The 14,748-nt window shown below is 64.8% G+C and carries 13 protein-coding genes; 5 read left to right on the top strand and 8 right to left on the bottom strand.

What is annotated here, in order from left to right:
- From addB to B3H86_RS10995, 5 genes are all read right to left on the bottom strand, one after another.
- Nucleotides 1-1,969, bottom strand: a 1,969-nt coding sequence (gene addB / locus B3H86_RS11015) for a double-strand break repair protein AddB (protein WP_292053866.1), incomplete at its 3' end; no start/stop codon positions are given.
- Nucleotides 1,970-1,974: 5 nt separating this feature from the next.
- Complete coding sequence (gene murU, locus B3H86_RS11010) at nt 1,975-2,682, bottom strand: N-acetylmuramate alpha-1-phosphate uridylyltransferase MurU (RefSeq protein WP_292053865.1); 708 nt, start codon at nt 2,680-2,682, stop codon at nt 1,975-1,977.
- The gene (amgK, locus tag B3H86_RS11005; RefSeq protein ID WP_292053862.1) at nt 2,679-3,779 is read right to left on the bottom strand and encodes an N-acetylmuramate/N-acetylglucosamine kinase AmgK; all 1,101 of its coding nucleotides are present in this window, start codon (nt 3,777-3,779) and stop codon (nt 2,679-2,681) included. The genes murU and amgK overlap by 4 nt, the downstream gene beginning before the upstream one ends.
- Entirely contained in the window at nt 3,763-4,221 is a 459-nt protein-coding gene (gene tsaE, locus B3H86_RS11000) for a tRNA (adenosine(37)-N6)-threonylcarbamoyltransferase complex ATPase subunit type 1 TsaE (RefSeq protein WP_292053861.1), read from the bottom strand. Before tsaE ends, amgK begins: the two co-directional genes overlap by 17 nt.
- Nucleotides 4,218-5,057: a GNAT family N-acetyltransferase gene (locus B3H86_RS10995; protein ID WP_292053858.1), complete on the bottom strand. Its 840-nt coding sequence runs from the start codon at nt 5,055-5,057 to the stop codon at nt 4,218-4,220. The genes tsaE and B3H86_RS10995 overlap by 4 nt, the downstream gene beginning before the upstream one ends.
- A 105-nt stretch (nt 5,058-5,162) precedes the next feature.
- Between B3H86_RS10995 and B3H86_RS10990 the strand changes: the two genes are divergently transcribed.
- The 3 genes from B3H86_RS10990 (at nt 5,163) to B3H86_RS10980 (ending at nt 10,146) form a co-directional block, all read left to right on the top strand.
- Nucleotides 5,163-7,259: an alpha/beta hydrolase family protein gene (locus B3H86_RS10990; RefSeq protein WP_292053867.1), complete on the top strand. Its 2,097-nt coding sequence runs from the start codon at nt 5,163-5,165 to the stop codon at nt 7,257-7,259.
- A gap of 72 nt (nt 7,260-7,331) precedes the next feature.
- Nucleotides 7,332-9,428, top strand: coding sequence for an alpha/beta hydrolase family protein (locus B3H86_RS10985; RefSeq protein ID WP_292053855.1), 2,097 nt, complete (start codon nt 7,332-7,334; stop codon nt 9,426-9,428).
- Between the two features lie 118 nt (nt 9,429-9,546).
- The gene (locus tag B3H86_RS10980; protein WP_292053853.1) at nt 9,547-10,146 is read left to right on the top strand and encodes a hypothetical protein; all 600 of its coding nucleotides are present in this window, start codon (nt 9,547-9,549) and stop codon (nt 10,144-10,146) included.
- Here the strand turns inward: B3H86_RS10980 and dapE are convergent.
- Nucleotides 10,143-11,336, bottom strand: a complete 1,194-nt coding sequence (dapE, locus tag B3H86_RS10975) for a succinyl-diaminopimelate desuccinylase (protein ID WP_292053851.1) — start codon at nt 11,334-11,336, stop codon at nt 10,143-10,145. The genes B3H86_RS10980 and dapE overlap by 4 nt on opposite strands.
- An 83-nt stretch (nt 11,337-11,419) precedes the next feature.
- Between dapE and B3H86_RS10970 the strand changes: the two genes are divergently transcribed.
- The gene (locus B3H86_RS10970) at nt 11,420-12,691 is read left to right on the top strand and encodes an MFS transporter (RefSeq protein ID WP_292053850.1); all 1,272 of its coding nucleotides are present in this window, start codon (nt 11,420-11,422) and stop codon (nt 12,689-12,691) included.
- Nucleotides 12,692-12,792: 101 nt separating this feature from the next.
- On the opposite strand, the gene B3H86_RS10965 is transcribed toward B3H86_RS10970, so the two are convergent.
- Complete coding sequence (locus B3H86_RS10965) at nt 12,793-13,827, bottom strand: 2'-deoxycytidine 5'-triphosphate deaminase (RefSeq protein WP_292053848.1); 1,035 nt, start codon at nt 13,825-13,827, stop codon at nt 12,793-12,795.
- A 104-nt stretch (nt 13,828-13,931) separates the two neighbouring features.
- Between B3H86_RS10965 and apaG the strand changes: the two genes are divergently transcribed.
- Nucleotides 13,932-14,339: a Co2+/Mg2+ efflux protein ApaG gene (gene apaG, locus B3H86_RS10960; RefSeq protein ID WP_292053847.1), complete on the top strand. Its 408-nt coding sequence runs from the start codon at nt 13,932-13,934 to the stop codon at nt 14,337-14,339.
- Between the two features lie 72 nt (nt 14,340-14,411).
- Here apaG and B3H86_RS10955 read toward each other — a convergent pair.
- The coding region (locus tag B3H86_RS10955) for a GcrA family cell cycle regulator (protein ID WP_292053844.1) at nt 14,412-14,748 on the bottom strand (337 nt) is incomplete at its 5' end.

Below are 14,748 nucleotides of genomic sequence, written 5' to 3'. Positions count from 1 at the left end.
CGATGCTGCGCTCGGGCGGCCGCAGGCCAAGGGCGCTGGTCATCAGGCACGACAGGAAGGGATCGACGGGCGCGCCCTGTGGCCAGATGCCTTCTTCCAGTCCGGCAAGGATCATCCTGTCGGCGCGGACCAGACGCGCCTCGATGGCCCCGAGGATACGCAAGGAAGGATGGGTCGCCCCGCCCGTACGCACGACGGTATCGGCCAGCAGGCCCTGCAGCATCTCCACCATGTCGGATGGGGTCACGGCACCCAGCGCGGCACCGCCCGCGATCAGGTTCGAGAGCAGGGCGGCGGCCTGTTCGCCGTCTGGGCCTGCCCACGCGTTCTGTCCGGCCAGGGCCTCGACCAGACGGGTCAGGGCGCGTGCGGCCTCATCCAGAGGGGCATGGGTTTTGCCCGCGAATGGCTCGGCGCCTAGGGCTTGCAGGCTGGCCAGATGATTGACGAAGTCGCACAGCTTTTGGGTGCGGGCCTCGCGCTTGGCCTTGGCCTCTTCGGTTTCGTAATCGCGTGGCTTCTGGCGGCGCAGATAGGTTTTCAGCCGCGCCAGAGTGCCGTGCGGCGATGTCCGCAGGCCATAGCGTTCCAGCGACGCCGAAAGGTGTTCGGACCACTCGACATCCAGAGCGACCAGCGGGTGTTTCAGCAGGCCCAGCAGGGTCTGGGGATCGGCTTCTTCCTCGATCCAGCGGGCGCACAGCTCCAACAGGGTCCCAGCAGGCATCCGGTTCAACGGTGCACCCGCCGAGGTGTCGGCGGTAATGCCCCAGCGTTGCAGGCGGGCCTGCACGCGACGGCCCAGGCCTTGGTCCGGTGTCACGAGGGCGCAGGTCTGGCCGTGGGTTTCCAGCGCCTCGCGCATCATCAGGGCGATGGCGGCGGCAGCCTCCTCCTCATGACGCAGGGTCATGACGCTGAGCCCCTTCAGCCCCTCGGCGATGGGATCTAGGCCGGTGTCGGCGGCCCGCTCGCGGATGTCCTTGATGGCGTGACGCCAGTCGCCCGTGGCATCGGCAGGGCGCAGGGCCTCGTTCAGCAGGCGCTGGCGGGCCATGCCGCGCTGTTGAGCCTCAGGCGTGATCTCGGGCCGGAACCACGGACGCACCTGCGCCCGTTCGATGCTGTGGCGTTCCAGCAGGCGTTTCAGGGCGCGCTGGGGGTGTTGTTCGTTCTCTCCGGTGATCTGGGTCCAGACGTTTTCTTCCAGATCAAGATCAAGGCCCGGAAGGACGACACAGCCCTGAGGCGCACGGGCCACGGCACCCATGACGTCGGCGGCGGCGGGTACCGTACCCGTGGAGCCCGCGACGATCAGCGGCTCCTGTGGTGGCTCGCGGTCCCACAGTTCGGCCAGACGGCGCAGCAGGGTCGCCTTGCGCCACGACGGATCGACCAGACCCATCTGCTCCAGCCGCTTGGGCCATTTCTCGACGCCGAGCGCGAGGAACTCCGCCGAGCGCTGCCAGTGCTCGGCCATGTCGCCTTCGACAAGGCCCGCCACCATGCCGGGGTCTTTGACCTCTTCCAGCTGGCAGGAATCGAGGAAGCGGCCCAGAGCATCGGCAAGGTCCAGCGCCTGAACCGGACGAAGCGCGCTGTCGAAATCCTCGACAATCATCTTGGCCAGTTCGAACCGGCGGGTCAGAGCGGGAATGGCGGGTGGCAGATCAAGACCCAGCGCACCGGGGGTAAAGGGCGGCTCATCCTCCTCAAGGTCACCCAGAGGGCGCACCTGCGGCAACAGGACGGGGCGGTCGCCGGACAGTTTGGACAGGGCGGCGGTAAAGGCCCGCGCGGCGCGGCGGTTGGGCAAGAGGATGGTGGCGTCCGACAGCTCTTCGGGCGGGCGACCGCCCAGCCAGCTCAGGACCCCTGCTGCCAGATCCTCCAGAAACGGGCGATGGGCCGCGATGGTGTACCAGCGCGGCCTGCCGCCGGAAAACGGATCGAAAAGGCCCCCGCCCATAGTCCCTATCCTTTAAGTTTCAGCTCGGCCTCGTCGCGGGCCTGCGGGTCACCGACGTGCATCCAGTCGCCGTCCATGACCGTTCCGAACAGCCGTCCTTCCTGCGCCGAGGCACGCCACAGCGGACTGAGCGAAAAGGCACCGTCCGGCCCCTGATCGGCATAGGACGGACGGGTGATGTGCACGCCCATATAGGCGAACGGCACGGATGGGCGATCGCCACGGAAGGTCAGGCGACCATCGTCCACGACCGAAAAGTCGCCATTGCCTTCAAAGCCGATGGAGCCTTCGCGGCGGGCCAGCAGCAGGGCGGCATCCATGGTCTCGGGGTTCCAGAGACGCACCAGATCGCCCAGCGCATCGCCACGGTCGATCCACACGCTGTCGATATTGGCGACGAACACCGGATCATGACCCAGCAGGGGCTTGGCCTTCTTCAGGCCGCCGCCCGTTTCCAGCAGTTCGGCACGTTCGTCCGAGATGATAATGCGGACGTCATCACGCTTGGCCAGATGCTGTTCCAGACGGTCCGCGAACCAGTGGACATTGACGACCGCTGTCTCCACCCCCGCCGCGACCAGACGGTCCAGCACATGGTCGATCAGGGCACGACCATGGACCTCGACCAGCGCCTTGGGGCGGTCATTGGTCAGCGGACGCATACGGGTGCCCAGCCCTGCGGCCAGCACCATTGCGGTTTTAGGAGCCGTCATTGGCGTACCTCCGCCGGAACATATTTGTCGAACCATGCGGCGACCGTGGCCAGCGCGGGCTGTTCGAGGTTGCAGTTCAGATGCGCCCACATGCGCGGCAGGAACTGGGCATAGCGCGGCTTGCCGTCACGCGCGATCAGGCGGGCGAAGATGCCGATGATCCGCGCCTCGTTCAGCGCAGCGAGGCCCGCATAGTCGCCCATGAAGGCGGCACGGTCCACGTCGGGGCGCAGGGCGAAATAGTGGTCCAGCGCCTCGGCCTCCAACTCTGGCGATACATCGCGGCGGGCGTCCTGAAGCAGGGAATGCAGGTCCCAGCTGGGATGAGCGATCACGGCATCCTGGAAGTCGATCATGCCGACGCGGGCGGCACCTTCGCGGTCCGCCAGCCAGATCAGGTTCTCGGCGTGGTAGTCGCGGTGCGCCATAACCGAGGCCCCTTCGGCCCCCGATTTGACGACCGGAGCCCATGCCTCGCGCCATGCGGTGATGGCGGCCTCATCAAAGCTGACGCGGCTGTCGTACTTCGGCAGCCATTCCACGAACAGGTCGGCCCCGCCTTGGAGCGCTACCTCGTCATAGACCAGCATCGGCCACGGACCCGCCGGACCGTTCAGGACCGAAGGCGGGGTGCCGGCATCGTGCAGCTTGGCCAGCGCCTCGATGGCGGCAAGGTAGAGCGGGCGCTCAATCATGCCCTGTTCGATCACGCGGGCGAACAGGTCGTCACCGAAATCCTCCAGCAGGGCCAGGCCATTGGCGGCATCCAGCGCCGGAATGGTGGGTGCCGACAGACCCAGAGCGTTTATATGCGCGGCCACGGCGGCAAAGGCTTCGATGCGGCCAGCCGACAGGCGGGCGACGGCATTCCAGCCCTGCGCGTGGCGCTCATCTGCGCTCCAGGCCGGATCGCAAGGCTGGCTCTCGGCGGCGGGCGGCTGGTCCATCAGCATGAAGCGGCGGCCATCGGGCGCGATGATGCGTTCATAGCGGCGGGGCGAGGCATCTCCCGGTAGCGGGTGGCGCTCGGTATCACCAAGCCCGGCCTTTTCCAGCAGGGCCAGCTTCAGGCGTTCGCGCTCAGAATTGGAGGTCATTGATCTTACCTTCCCAGCGGCCTGCGCCAGAAACGGTCGCAAGGCGGGACTGGCCCTCTTCTTCGAGGGTAATCGTCAAAATGTCGGGGCCGAGGAAGCGCGACGGGTCATCGCCCAGACGTTCCGGCCATTCGATGATGGCACAGCCTTCGTCCAGCGCCTCGTCCAGCCCGATCTCCCACGCTTCCTCGGGATCGCTCAGGCGGTAGAGGTCGAAATGCGCCACCGCCGGATCGCTCTCGTAGAACTGCACGAGGGTAAAGGTCGGGCTCGGCACATCCTCGTCGGGACGGGTCAGGGCGCGGATCAGTCCGCGTGCAAGGGTGGACTTGCCCATGCCCAGCGGGCCGTAGAGCAGGATGCTGTCTCCGGCTTGCAGAAGGGGGGCAAGGGTCTGGCCAAGGCGGGTGGTCGCCTCGGCGTCGGCGAGATGCAGTTTCATTCAGGGAACGGGGCGTCCGGACGCGCGGCCAGTTGCCGCTCGATATAGGTCTTTAGCTGATCGGTTGCGGCATCGGCGTCAACCGGCAGTTGGTCGGGCGTGACGGGTTTCGCAAAAGTCAGGTGGAAGGTCTGGCCTTCCTTGTTCAGCAGTTCGTGAAAAAGCGTGACGTCGCGCAGCTCTTCGGAAAAGCGGTCGAAGGTGTGGAACAGCTTGCTGGTCGGGCCTGTCATCCGCACGGGCACGACGGGCGCATTGTATTTGCGGGCCAGCGACGCCGCCGAGCTTTCCCACGGCGGATCGGTCAGGACGCCGCTCTCCACCCGCGCCAGCCTCCCTGCGGGGAACATGACGATGCAGCGCTCCTCGGCAAAGGCCTGTTTGGCGGCGTTCAGGGTGTGGCGGGTCTTTTCGCGGGTGCGTTTGGCATGGACCCACTCCACCGGAATGATGGTTTCATCCAGTCGCGGCGCGACCCGCAGCGCATCGGCATTGGCAAAGAAAATGGCGTCATCGCGCACCTGCCGGACCGCATCGTACATGGCCACGCCGTCGGCGATGCCCGTCGGGTGGTTGCAGACAATGACGCAGCGCCCCTTGGCGGGAAGGTTTTCCAGACCCGTCGTCTCGACCTTCAGCTTCAACAGGTCGGACACATATTGAAAGGCGTCGGCCCCGCTGAGGTCCCTGACGGCATCGGCCATGGCCACTGCCTTGGGATAGCCAAGCACCCCATAAAGGGCCGGTCGTACCACAGGCGAGAAGACCGAGCGCGTCAGACGCGGCGCACGCTCTGCGATCAGGACATCGACAATGTGGGGGGGCGAGGAAGCCATGTCCTGTTCTCGCCTGTCACGGTGCGGCGGGCAAGCGCCTTGGCGTGACCGCGCAAACTGCTATGCAGGTCGCCAGTATTTTTCCGGGAAGGGGGAGCAGGCGTGATGCGTGCACACTGGATGATGGCAACGGCGGCGGTCGCCTTGATGGCGACGGCGGCTCCGGTTTGGGCTCAGGAAGCAGGGGCTTCGGAAACGGCCGCACCTGCAACCGCAAGCCAACCGGCCAAGACCGAACATACGCTGGAGGGCGGGCTGGGCCTGCAAACCCTGGCTTCGATGGAGCGGGTATCCGCGCCGGTCCTGTCGCCCGATGGCAAGCGCGTCGTCTATGCGGTGTCCAGTGTGGACTATGACGCCAACAAGTCCTCGTCCTCGCTCTGGATCGCCAATGTCGATGGTACGGGCGAGCCGCGCCGCCTGACGGTTTCCGAAGGCGGGGCATCGAATGCCCAGTGGGCACCGGATGGTCGCGCCATCTATTTCACCTCCTCGCGCGGTGGCTCCAATCAGGTCTGGCGCACCGATGCCGAAGGTCATGCCGCCGCTCAGGTGACCAGCCTGCCGGTCGGTGTCTCGGGGTTCCGGATCGCGCCGGATGGTCGCTCGCTGGTGCTGGGGGGTTCGGTCTTTGCCGACTGCGAGACGCTGGAATGCACCAAGACGCGCAGCGACGCAGCCGCCAAGGCGACCCAGACCACCTATGACCAGATGCCCCTGCGCGTGTTCGACCGCTGGCACGATGGCAAGAAGTCCCACCTGTGGCTCCAGCCGCTGAATACATCGGGTCTGGCCGAGGGTGCGGCCCGCAGCCTGACCCAAGGTCTGGATGCTGACTTTGGCGTGGGCGGGATCGAGTTCACCCGCGACGGGGCCATTCTGGTCTCGACGAAGCTTCTGGGTGACCGCAACGCCTTTACCAACAACAACGACCTGTATCGCATTCCGCTGGCAGGTGGCACTCCGGTCAATCTGACCTCCGGCCATACCGGACCGGACAGCAATCCGGTGCTGTCGCCCGATGGCCGCCGCCTCGCGTGGCTGGCCAGCCCGCGTGAGAACGTCGGTGGGGATCAGGCTGTGGTCATGCTGGGTAATGCCGATGGATCGGGTGCCCGCGCCCTGACCCACTGGGATCGCGGCCCCGGTGACCTGACGTGGCGCTCGGATGGACGGGCGCTTTATGCGGTGGCCGCTGATCAGGGCCAGCAGCGCTTGTTCGAGATCGACGCCCGCACTGGTGACGTGCGCGCACTGACCGACATCGGTACCGTCAGCGCCTATGACGAAGTGGGCGGCACGGTGGTCTATGCGCTGGAAACCTATACCGCCCCGACCCAGCTCTTTGTGCTGAAGGGCAATGAGGCCCGCCAACTGACGAACCATAATGCTGATACGATGGCCTCTATCCGTCCGTCGCGACCGGAAGAAATCCGTTTCGCGGGTTGGAACGGCGAAGAGGTCCACGGCTGGGTGTTCAAGCCGGTGAACTATGTCGAGGGCCAGAAATATCCGGCTGTCTATCTGATCCACGGCGGGCCGAAGTCGCCCTGGACGGAAAGCTGGTCCTATCGCTGGAACCCGCAGGTCTATACCGGCGCGGGCTATGCGGTTGTGATGATCAACTTCCACGGCTCGCCCGGCTATGGGCAGGCCTTTACCGATGCGATCAACTCCAACTGGGGCACCCGCCCGCTGGAAGACCTGCGCAAGGGCTGGGAAGCGGCCCTCGAGCGCTACAGCTTCATCGATGGTAGCCGCGCCTGTGCGCTGGGGGCCTCTTACGGGGGCTATATGGTCAATATGATCGCGGGTCAGTGGAACGAGCCGTGGCAGTGCCTCGTCAACCACGCGGGCGTGTTCGATGTGCCGCAGCTGATGAATGCGATGGACATCGCCACCTTCATCCACGAGTTCGAAGGCAGCACATGGGATCGCAAGGCGGTCTATGACGCCCAGAACCCTGAGACCTATGTTGCCAACTGGAACAAGCCGATGCTGGTCCTGCACGGATCGCGCGACTTCCGTGTGCCGATGGAGCAGGGGCTGGCCACCTTCTCGGCCCTGCAACGTCAGGGCATTCCCAGCCGCTTTGTCCATGTGCCGAACGCCAACCACTGGGTGCTTGAGCCGAAGGCATGGGTGAACTGGCAGCAGGAAATCCTCGACTGGACGGCCAAATACACCCAGCCCTCACGTTAATCTGAGGGTTTGCGGGCGGCGTATCGGGTGTTAGGCCTTTCAGCCTGACTGTCCCAAAAAGAGGGAGCGCCCATGCGCCGCCTGTCCCATCTTCTCTGCGGCCTCAGCGCCGTGGCCCTGCTGACCGCAGCCGCTCCGGCTCTGGCCGATACCGCGACCGCTCCGGCGGTGGCCGCGACGGCTGAAGCCGGTAACGCCTTTACCTACAACGACATGATCCCGGCCAACCGTCTGGGTGACCCGCAGGTGTCGCCGGATGGTGAATGGGTCGTCTATTCGGTCACCCAGACCGACGTGGCCGCCAACCGCCGCAGCTCCAAACTCTATATCCAGTCGCTGAAGGGTACGGGCGAAGCGACCGTCCTGCCGATCAGCGAGGGCGGTGCCAACACCGCGCGCTGGGGCAAGGACGGACAGCTCTACTTCCTGTCTTCGCGCTCGGGCTCGTCGCAGGTGTGGATCTCGACCGACAGGGGCCAGACCGCGACGCAGGTCACCAACCTGCCGACCGATGTGAACGCCTATCGCGTCAACGTCCAGGGCGATGCGGTTGTGGTGTCGCTGGCCGTATATCCGGATGCGGAAAACCTTGAGGCCTCGGTCGCCCGCGCCGCTCAGGAAGCCGAGCGCAAATCGACCGGCAAGGTCTATGACCGCATGTTCGTGCGTCACTGGGATACGTGGAATGACCACACCCAGAACCATCTGTTCGTTATCGGTCTGGGCGACAATGCCCATGATCCGGTCTGGGTGACCAAGGGCTTTGATGGCGACACCCCGTCCAAGCCGTTCGGTGACGAGAGCGAGTTCACCTTTACCCCCGATGGCCGCTCCATCGTCTTTTCGGCGCGCCATGCAGGCAAGTCCGAGCCGTGGAGCACCAATTTCGACATCTATCAGGTCTCGGTGGATGCGCCGGGCCAGTTGACCAACCTGACCGAAGCCAATCCGGCCTGGGACACGGGTCCGGTCTTCTCGCCGGATGGCCAGACGCTGGCCTACCGCGCGATGGAGCGCCCGGGCTTCGAGGCCGACAAATATTCGATCTTCCTGCGTGATGTGGCCACCGGCCAGACCCGCCAGATCGCGGCCAACTGGGACCGTTCGGCGGACAGCCTGCAGTGGTCGAAAGACGGCAACAGCCTGTTCGTGACGGCGGGTGATGTCGGCAACACCAAGCTGTTCCAGATCGACACCCGCAACGGTTCGGTGGTTGCCCTGACCGGCGAAGGCCACGTCGGCGCGGTCCAACAGACCAATGACGGTTTCGTGCTGTCGATCGATACGCTGAACCGCCCCAGTGAGCTGTTCGTGAAGTCCTTCCGTGGCCGCGAAATGCCGCGCCGCATCACCAATGTGAACCCGCAACTGGACAACAAACAGTTCGGCGAGTTCGAGCAGTTCAGCTTCCCCGGCTGGAACAACGAAACCGTCCACGGCTATGTCATCAAGCCGGCCAACTATGTCGAAGGCCAGAAATATCCGGTGGCCTTCCTGATCCATGGTGGCCCGCAAGGTTCGTTCGGCAACGGCTGGTCCTACCGCTGGAACCCGCAGACCTATGCCGGTGCAGGCTATGCCGTGGTGATGATCGATTTCCACGGCTCGACCGGATACGGTCAGGCTTTCACCGATGCCATCAGCCAGCACTGGGGCGACCGCCCGCTGGAAGACCTGCAAAAGGGTTGGGCCTTCGCGCAGCAGAAGTATGATTTCCTCGACGGCGACAATGCCTGTGCGCTGGGGGCCTCCTACGGCGGCTATATGATCAACTGGATCGCCGGCAACTGGTCCGACGCGTTCAAATGCCTCGTGAACCATGACGGCGTGTTCGACATCATGGGCATGGGCTATGGCACCGAAGAGCTGTGGTTCACCGAGTGGGAGTACGGCGGCACGCCGTGGGAAAACCCGGAAGGCTATCAGCGCTTCAACCCGGTCAACCATGTCCAGAACTGGAAGACCCCGATGCTGGTCATTCAGGGCGATCTGGACTTCCGCATCCCGACCTCGCAGGCCCTGTCGACCTTCACGGCCCTGCAGCGCCGCGGCATCGAGAGCCGCTTTGTCATGTTCCCGGACGAGAACCACTGGGTCCTCAAACCGGCCAACTCGAAGCAGTGGCACGATGAAGTGTTCGGCTGGCTGGACAAGCACCTGAACAAGTAAGGCTTTTGGGCCTGTGATGACGGGGCGCGGTTCCTTTTGGGGGCCGCGCCCTTTTTCATGGGTCCGGCTTGCATCGTTCTGCAAGCTCGTCCCTAAAGGGCGGATGGCGAGGGATGGAATGACGCGGCGCGGACTGTGCGCTTCCATGGGTGTGGTGGTCGCGGGGCTGGCGCTTCCGGCGTGGGCCGAGACGCGCATGGCCTATGGTCCCGATCCGCGCCAGACCCTGAAGCTGTTCCCCGCTCGCGGTTCCGGCCCGCATCCGCTGGTCATCATGGTGGGAGATGCCGCCCGACCGCCGTCGAGCGCGATGGAACGTCACGCCAGCCAGTTGGCCCAGCGTGGCATGGCGGTGGCGCTCATTGATCGCCGTCCGTCACGATACGGGCTTCAGGCGCATGCATCCGATATCGTCCGCGCCCTGTCGCACCTGCTGGTGCAGGGCGAGGCGCTCTCACTGGACGGACGATTTGCTTTGTGGGGGCAACAGGGCGGGGCCTCGGCCGTGCTGCTGGTGGCGCGTGACAGACGCTATCTGACGGCGGCGCGGATCGACCCCCATCAGCACTGGGGTACGGTGGTGCTGGGCCAGCCGCCCGAGGCAGACCCGACCTTCACCCGTGCCACGGCCTATGGCACGGGTCGCACCCGCGCGCTGTACGAAGGTGGGGCGGATCAGGCGGCGCAGGGCACCGCCTTCCTCAACGGACTGTTCTAGGCCTTCATGCGCTCGAACAGGGCCCGGATGACCTCGACATAGATGGCCGTCAGGTCGCGCAGTTCCTGTTCCGGCACGCGCTCGTCGATCTGGTGCATGGTCTGGCCGACAAGGCCCAGTTCCAGCACCGGACACATGTATCGGATGAAACGGGCATCCGACGTGCCGCCGCTGGTCGAGGCGACGGGGCGACGGCCAATGGCCTTCTCCACCGCATCCTGCACCCCGCCAATGAAGGCATCGTTTTGGGTCAGGAAGGCCTCGCCCGAGATCATGTGCTCCACATCGATCTTGAGGCCCGTTTCGGCTTGCAGCTGGCCCGCTTCCTTGGTCATCCACTCGGCCAGTTCCGCGCCCTGATGGGTGGGGTTGAAGCGGATGTTGGTACGGGCGCGGGCCAAGGCGGGGATGATGTTGGTCGCCGTATTGCCGATGTCGATGGTGGTGATTTCGAGGTTCGACGGCGGAAACTCCGGATAGCCCTCGTCCAGCACACGGGCATTCAGGCGCGTCATCAGTTCGGCGATGACGGGGGCCGGATTGGCGGCGCGTTCGGGATAGGCGACGTGGCCCTGTTTGCCGTGGACGGTGAACCAGCTGTTGATCGAGCCGCGACGCCCGACCTTGATCATGTCGCCCAACTGCGCCGACGATGACGGCTCGCCGACGATACAGGCGTCAATCACCTCGCCCTCGGCCATCAGGGTCTCGACCACCCGCTTGGTGCCGTGCAGGGCGGGACCTTCTTCATCGCCCGTGATCAGCAGGGACAGCGAGCCTTCGACCTCGCCTTCGGACAGGATCCGCGACAGGGCCGCGACCCACGCGCCGATGCCGCCCTTCATGTCCACGGCACCGCGTCCGTAAAGGATGCCGTCACGGGTCTCGCCCTCGAACGGGCCGGTGGTCCATTGCTCGGTCGCGCCGGTCGGCACCACATCGGTATGTCCCGCGAAACAGATGTTGGGCGAGGCCGTGCCGCGACGGGCATAAAGGTTGACGATGGGCGCATCCACGCCTTCGCCGCTGGGGCCTGAAAACTCCATGCGGCGGCAGGTGAAGCCCAGCTCCACCAGAGCTTTTTCCAGCACTTCCATCGCGCCTTCATTGGCAGGCGTCACCGACGGGCGGCGGATCAGGGCGCGCGTCAGTTCGACAGGATCGAGAACGGAATTTGATGTGCTGTTCATGGGTCAATGCTTTAGGCAGGGTTCGACGCGCCGAGAAGAGCGTTATCGCTCAATAGACCCTCTGATTTAGAGAAATTTGCTTCGTGACGACTGTAACCACGCCGCCAGAGCCAGTTCCTTCCTCTGAAGGGCCTATCAGCCCGTGGGGTATTCGGGATTTCCGCCTGCTTTGGCTGGGGCGTGTGGTGGCCGTGCTGGCCATCCAGATCCAGTCCTCGGCCCTGTTGTGGCAGGTCTATGAGATTGCCCGCCGCGACCACCCGATTGAACAGGCCAGCCTTTATCTGGGTCTGGTCGGGCTGTGCCAGTTCCTGCCTTTGCTGGCCTTTACCCTGCCAGCGGGCGCTATGGCTGACCGGCGCGACCGCAAGCATACGGTGACCCTGTCGATCATCGTGGAAATGGTGTGCGCCGGTATTTTTCTGGCGATGGCGCTGCATGGCTCACCGCCGCTGTGGGGGCTATTGGCCGTTGCGGCTGTATTCGGGGCGGCGCGGGCCTTTCTGGCTCCGGCCTCGCAGGCCTTCCTGCCGATGGTGGTGGGACGCAAGGCCCTGCCTGCCGCCATCGCGGCACAGGCCATCGCCTTCCAGACGGGGGCCATCGCGGGACCCGCTTTGGGTGGGGTGATCGTCGGCATTACCGTGCCTCTGGCCTATGCGTCGTCGATGGCGCTGTTCCTTATGGCGATTGCCTGCTTCCTGTTGATCAGGACCTCCGGCAAGCCGGAAGTCGGCCCCAAGGTGTCTCCGGTCGAACTGGTCAAGGAAGGCCTGGCCTATGTGTGGAAGACCAAGATAGTTCTGGGCGCGATTTCGCTCGATCTCATCGTGGTGCTGTTCGCGGGCGTGGCCCTGCTGACGCCGATCTTTGCGCGAGACATACTGCATGTGGGGCCGATGGGCTTTGGCTTCCTGCGAGCGGCCTTCGGTGTCGGGGCGCTGGTGATGGCCCTGTGGCTCAGCCGCTTCCCGATCCAGAAGAATGGCGGGCTCTGGATGTTCGCGGCGGTGGCAGTGTTCGGCATCTGCACCATCGTGTTCGGCCTGTCCAAGATTGTCTGGCTGTCGGCTCTGGTGCTGTTCATCGGCGGGGCGGCGGACATGATTTCCGTCAATGTGCGCCAGACCCTGATCCAGCTGGCCACGCCCGATCATATGCGCGGGCGGGTGTCGTCGGTGTCGATGCTGTTCATCGGCGCTTCGAACGAACTGGGCGAGGCCTATTCGGGCGTCATGGTCAGACTGCTCGGCCCTATCGGTGCGGCGGTCTTCGGCGGCTTCGGCGCTCTGGCCGCTACCGGCATCTGGGCCAAGGTCTTCCCGTCTCTTCGGAAAGCCGATCGGCTTTCCTGAACGAAAAAGCCCCGCTCGAGAGCGGGGCTTTTTGCCCTAACGCTCGCCTCGCGGAGGCTCGCTGCTTGAGGGCATTTAGATGTGCGGCAGGTGTCGCCTGCCTACTTCCACTCGCGGAAGTGTTTGGACAGCTTCAGGCCCTGCTTCTGATAGTGGCTGCCGCCTTCGCCATAGAGGCGGGTGGGGCGTTCCGTCAGGGGTTCATAGACCAGTCGGGCGACGGTCTGTTCGTGCTCCAGCAGGAAGGGGGTGTCGTGGGTGCGAACCTCCAGCACGCCCTTGGAGCCTGCGCCGTGGGCCTCGTCCGTGCCAAAGCCCGGATCGAAGAAGCCGGCATAGTGGACGCGGAACTCGCCGACCGACGGGTCGATCGGGGTCATTTCAGCGGCTTGGTCGACGGGGATTTCCACGTCGTCGCTGGAGGCGAGGATATAGAACTCGCCCGGATCGAGCAGCAGGTCGCCGTCACGCAGGGTCAGCGGCTCCCAGAAATCGCGCGGATCGTGGCCGTCAATATTCTCCAGATCGACCACGCCCGCATGGCGGCGGCCGCGGAAGCCGACGATGCCGTTGGCACCGGGCATCAGATCGACGCCGACGCTGCGGGTTTCCAGGCGCGGCGGCTCGCCGGCCTTGAGGCGCAGTTGGTTCAGGCGGGTGCCCGGACGCACGAGGATGGAGAAGGTCTGGGGCGCGATTTCCAGATACAGCGGGCCTTCATAGCCTTCATCGACATCGTCGAAGCTCTGGCCCTTGTCGGTCAGCAGACGCACGAAGACGTCAACGCGGCCCGTCGAGGATTTCGGATTGGCGCGGGCGTTCAGGCCCTTGGGCAGGGACAGGTGTTCCTGCAGGCGGGCGATATAGACGCAGCCCTTTTCCAGAACATAGCCGCCCGACAGGTCGATGGCGTGCATGGCCACATCCTTGATGCGGTCCTCGACCTTGCGCTTGCCCGGCAGGAAGCTGGCGCGTACGCGCCACGCCACGGCCGACAGGCGCAGGTCGAGACTGGCCGGTTGGACCTGATCGGAATCAAACGGGGTCTGGCTGGAGATGGCTCCCGTCGCAATCAGGGTCTCGATACCCTGAAACGGGATGATGCCGGCTTGGTCGGGAAGAGTGAACTTGGTCATGCCGTCCTGTTCTCACACGGATTTTCCCGCCTGTCTCGCCCGGAAAACATCAGTTCGGGAAGAAGGCGTCTTGAACCCCGCGTACGGCGGGACGCATATAGCGTATGGTTCATGGTTCTGCCTATAGCGCCGAGACAGAAGGAATGGTCGTTCGCGTCCATCCGTCGTTTCTGGCCGCCCAATCCGACCCCGAGGCAGGCCACTGGGTCTGGGCCTATCAGATCGAAATCGTCAACCTGACCGGATCGCCGGTACAGGTTGTCGCGCGTCGTTGGACCATTACTGACGCGCTGGGCCGTGTCGAGGAAGTGCGCGGTTCGGGCGTGGTGGGCGAGCAGCCGGTGATCGAGCCGGGTGACAGCTTCTCCTATGCCTCGGGTTGTCCGCTGACCACGCCGTCGGGATCGATGGTGGGGGCCTACTACTGTCAGGACGAAGAGGGGCGGATGTTCGAGATCGCCATCCCCCACTTCAGCCTCGACGTGCCCGATACCCGTCGCACCCTGAACTAGGGCGCATAAGAAAAGGGCGTAACGGTTGCCCGCTACGCCCTGATCTTCTCGAGATTTCCGTCGAACGGAAACTTAGATGTAGCGACGCAGGCTACGAGCCAGTTCCGACGCGCCGTCCTTGGTCTTCTTGACCTGCGGCTGATAGGCCACGCGGGCGTGCTCGACGCAGTAGACGCCTTCCGAGGCGCGACGGCCGCAGAAGGAGAACTCACGCGATGACGGGTCGCCGATCGGCCATTTGCACATGTGTGCGCCCAGCGTCAGGACGGTTGCCGTGCCCGGCAGTTCCGGCATCGGAGCCGGAGCGGACGGTTGGGCCACCTGCGTCGGTACAGCGGCCGGACGCGGAGCCACAGCCTCGATACGGCGCGGAGCCGACGGGGCCTGGGTCGGTTGAGCCGGAGCGGCG

The sequence above is a fragment of the Brevundimonas sp. UBA5866 genome, assembly GCF_002432125.1.
In the GTDB taxonomy this organism is placed as follows: domain Bacteria; phylum Pseudomonadota; class Alphaproteobacteria; order Caulobacterales; family Caulobacteraceae; genus Brevundimonas.
The sequence above is the reverse complement of the archived record's forward strand: the minus strand, read 5'-3'. Positions and strand labels throughout refer to the sequence as shown.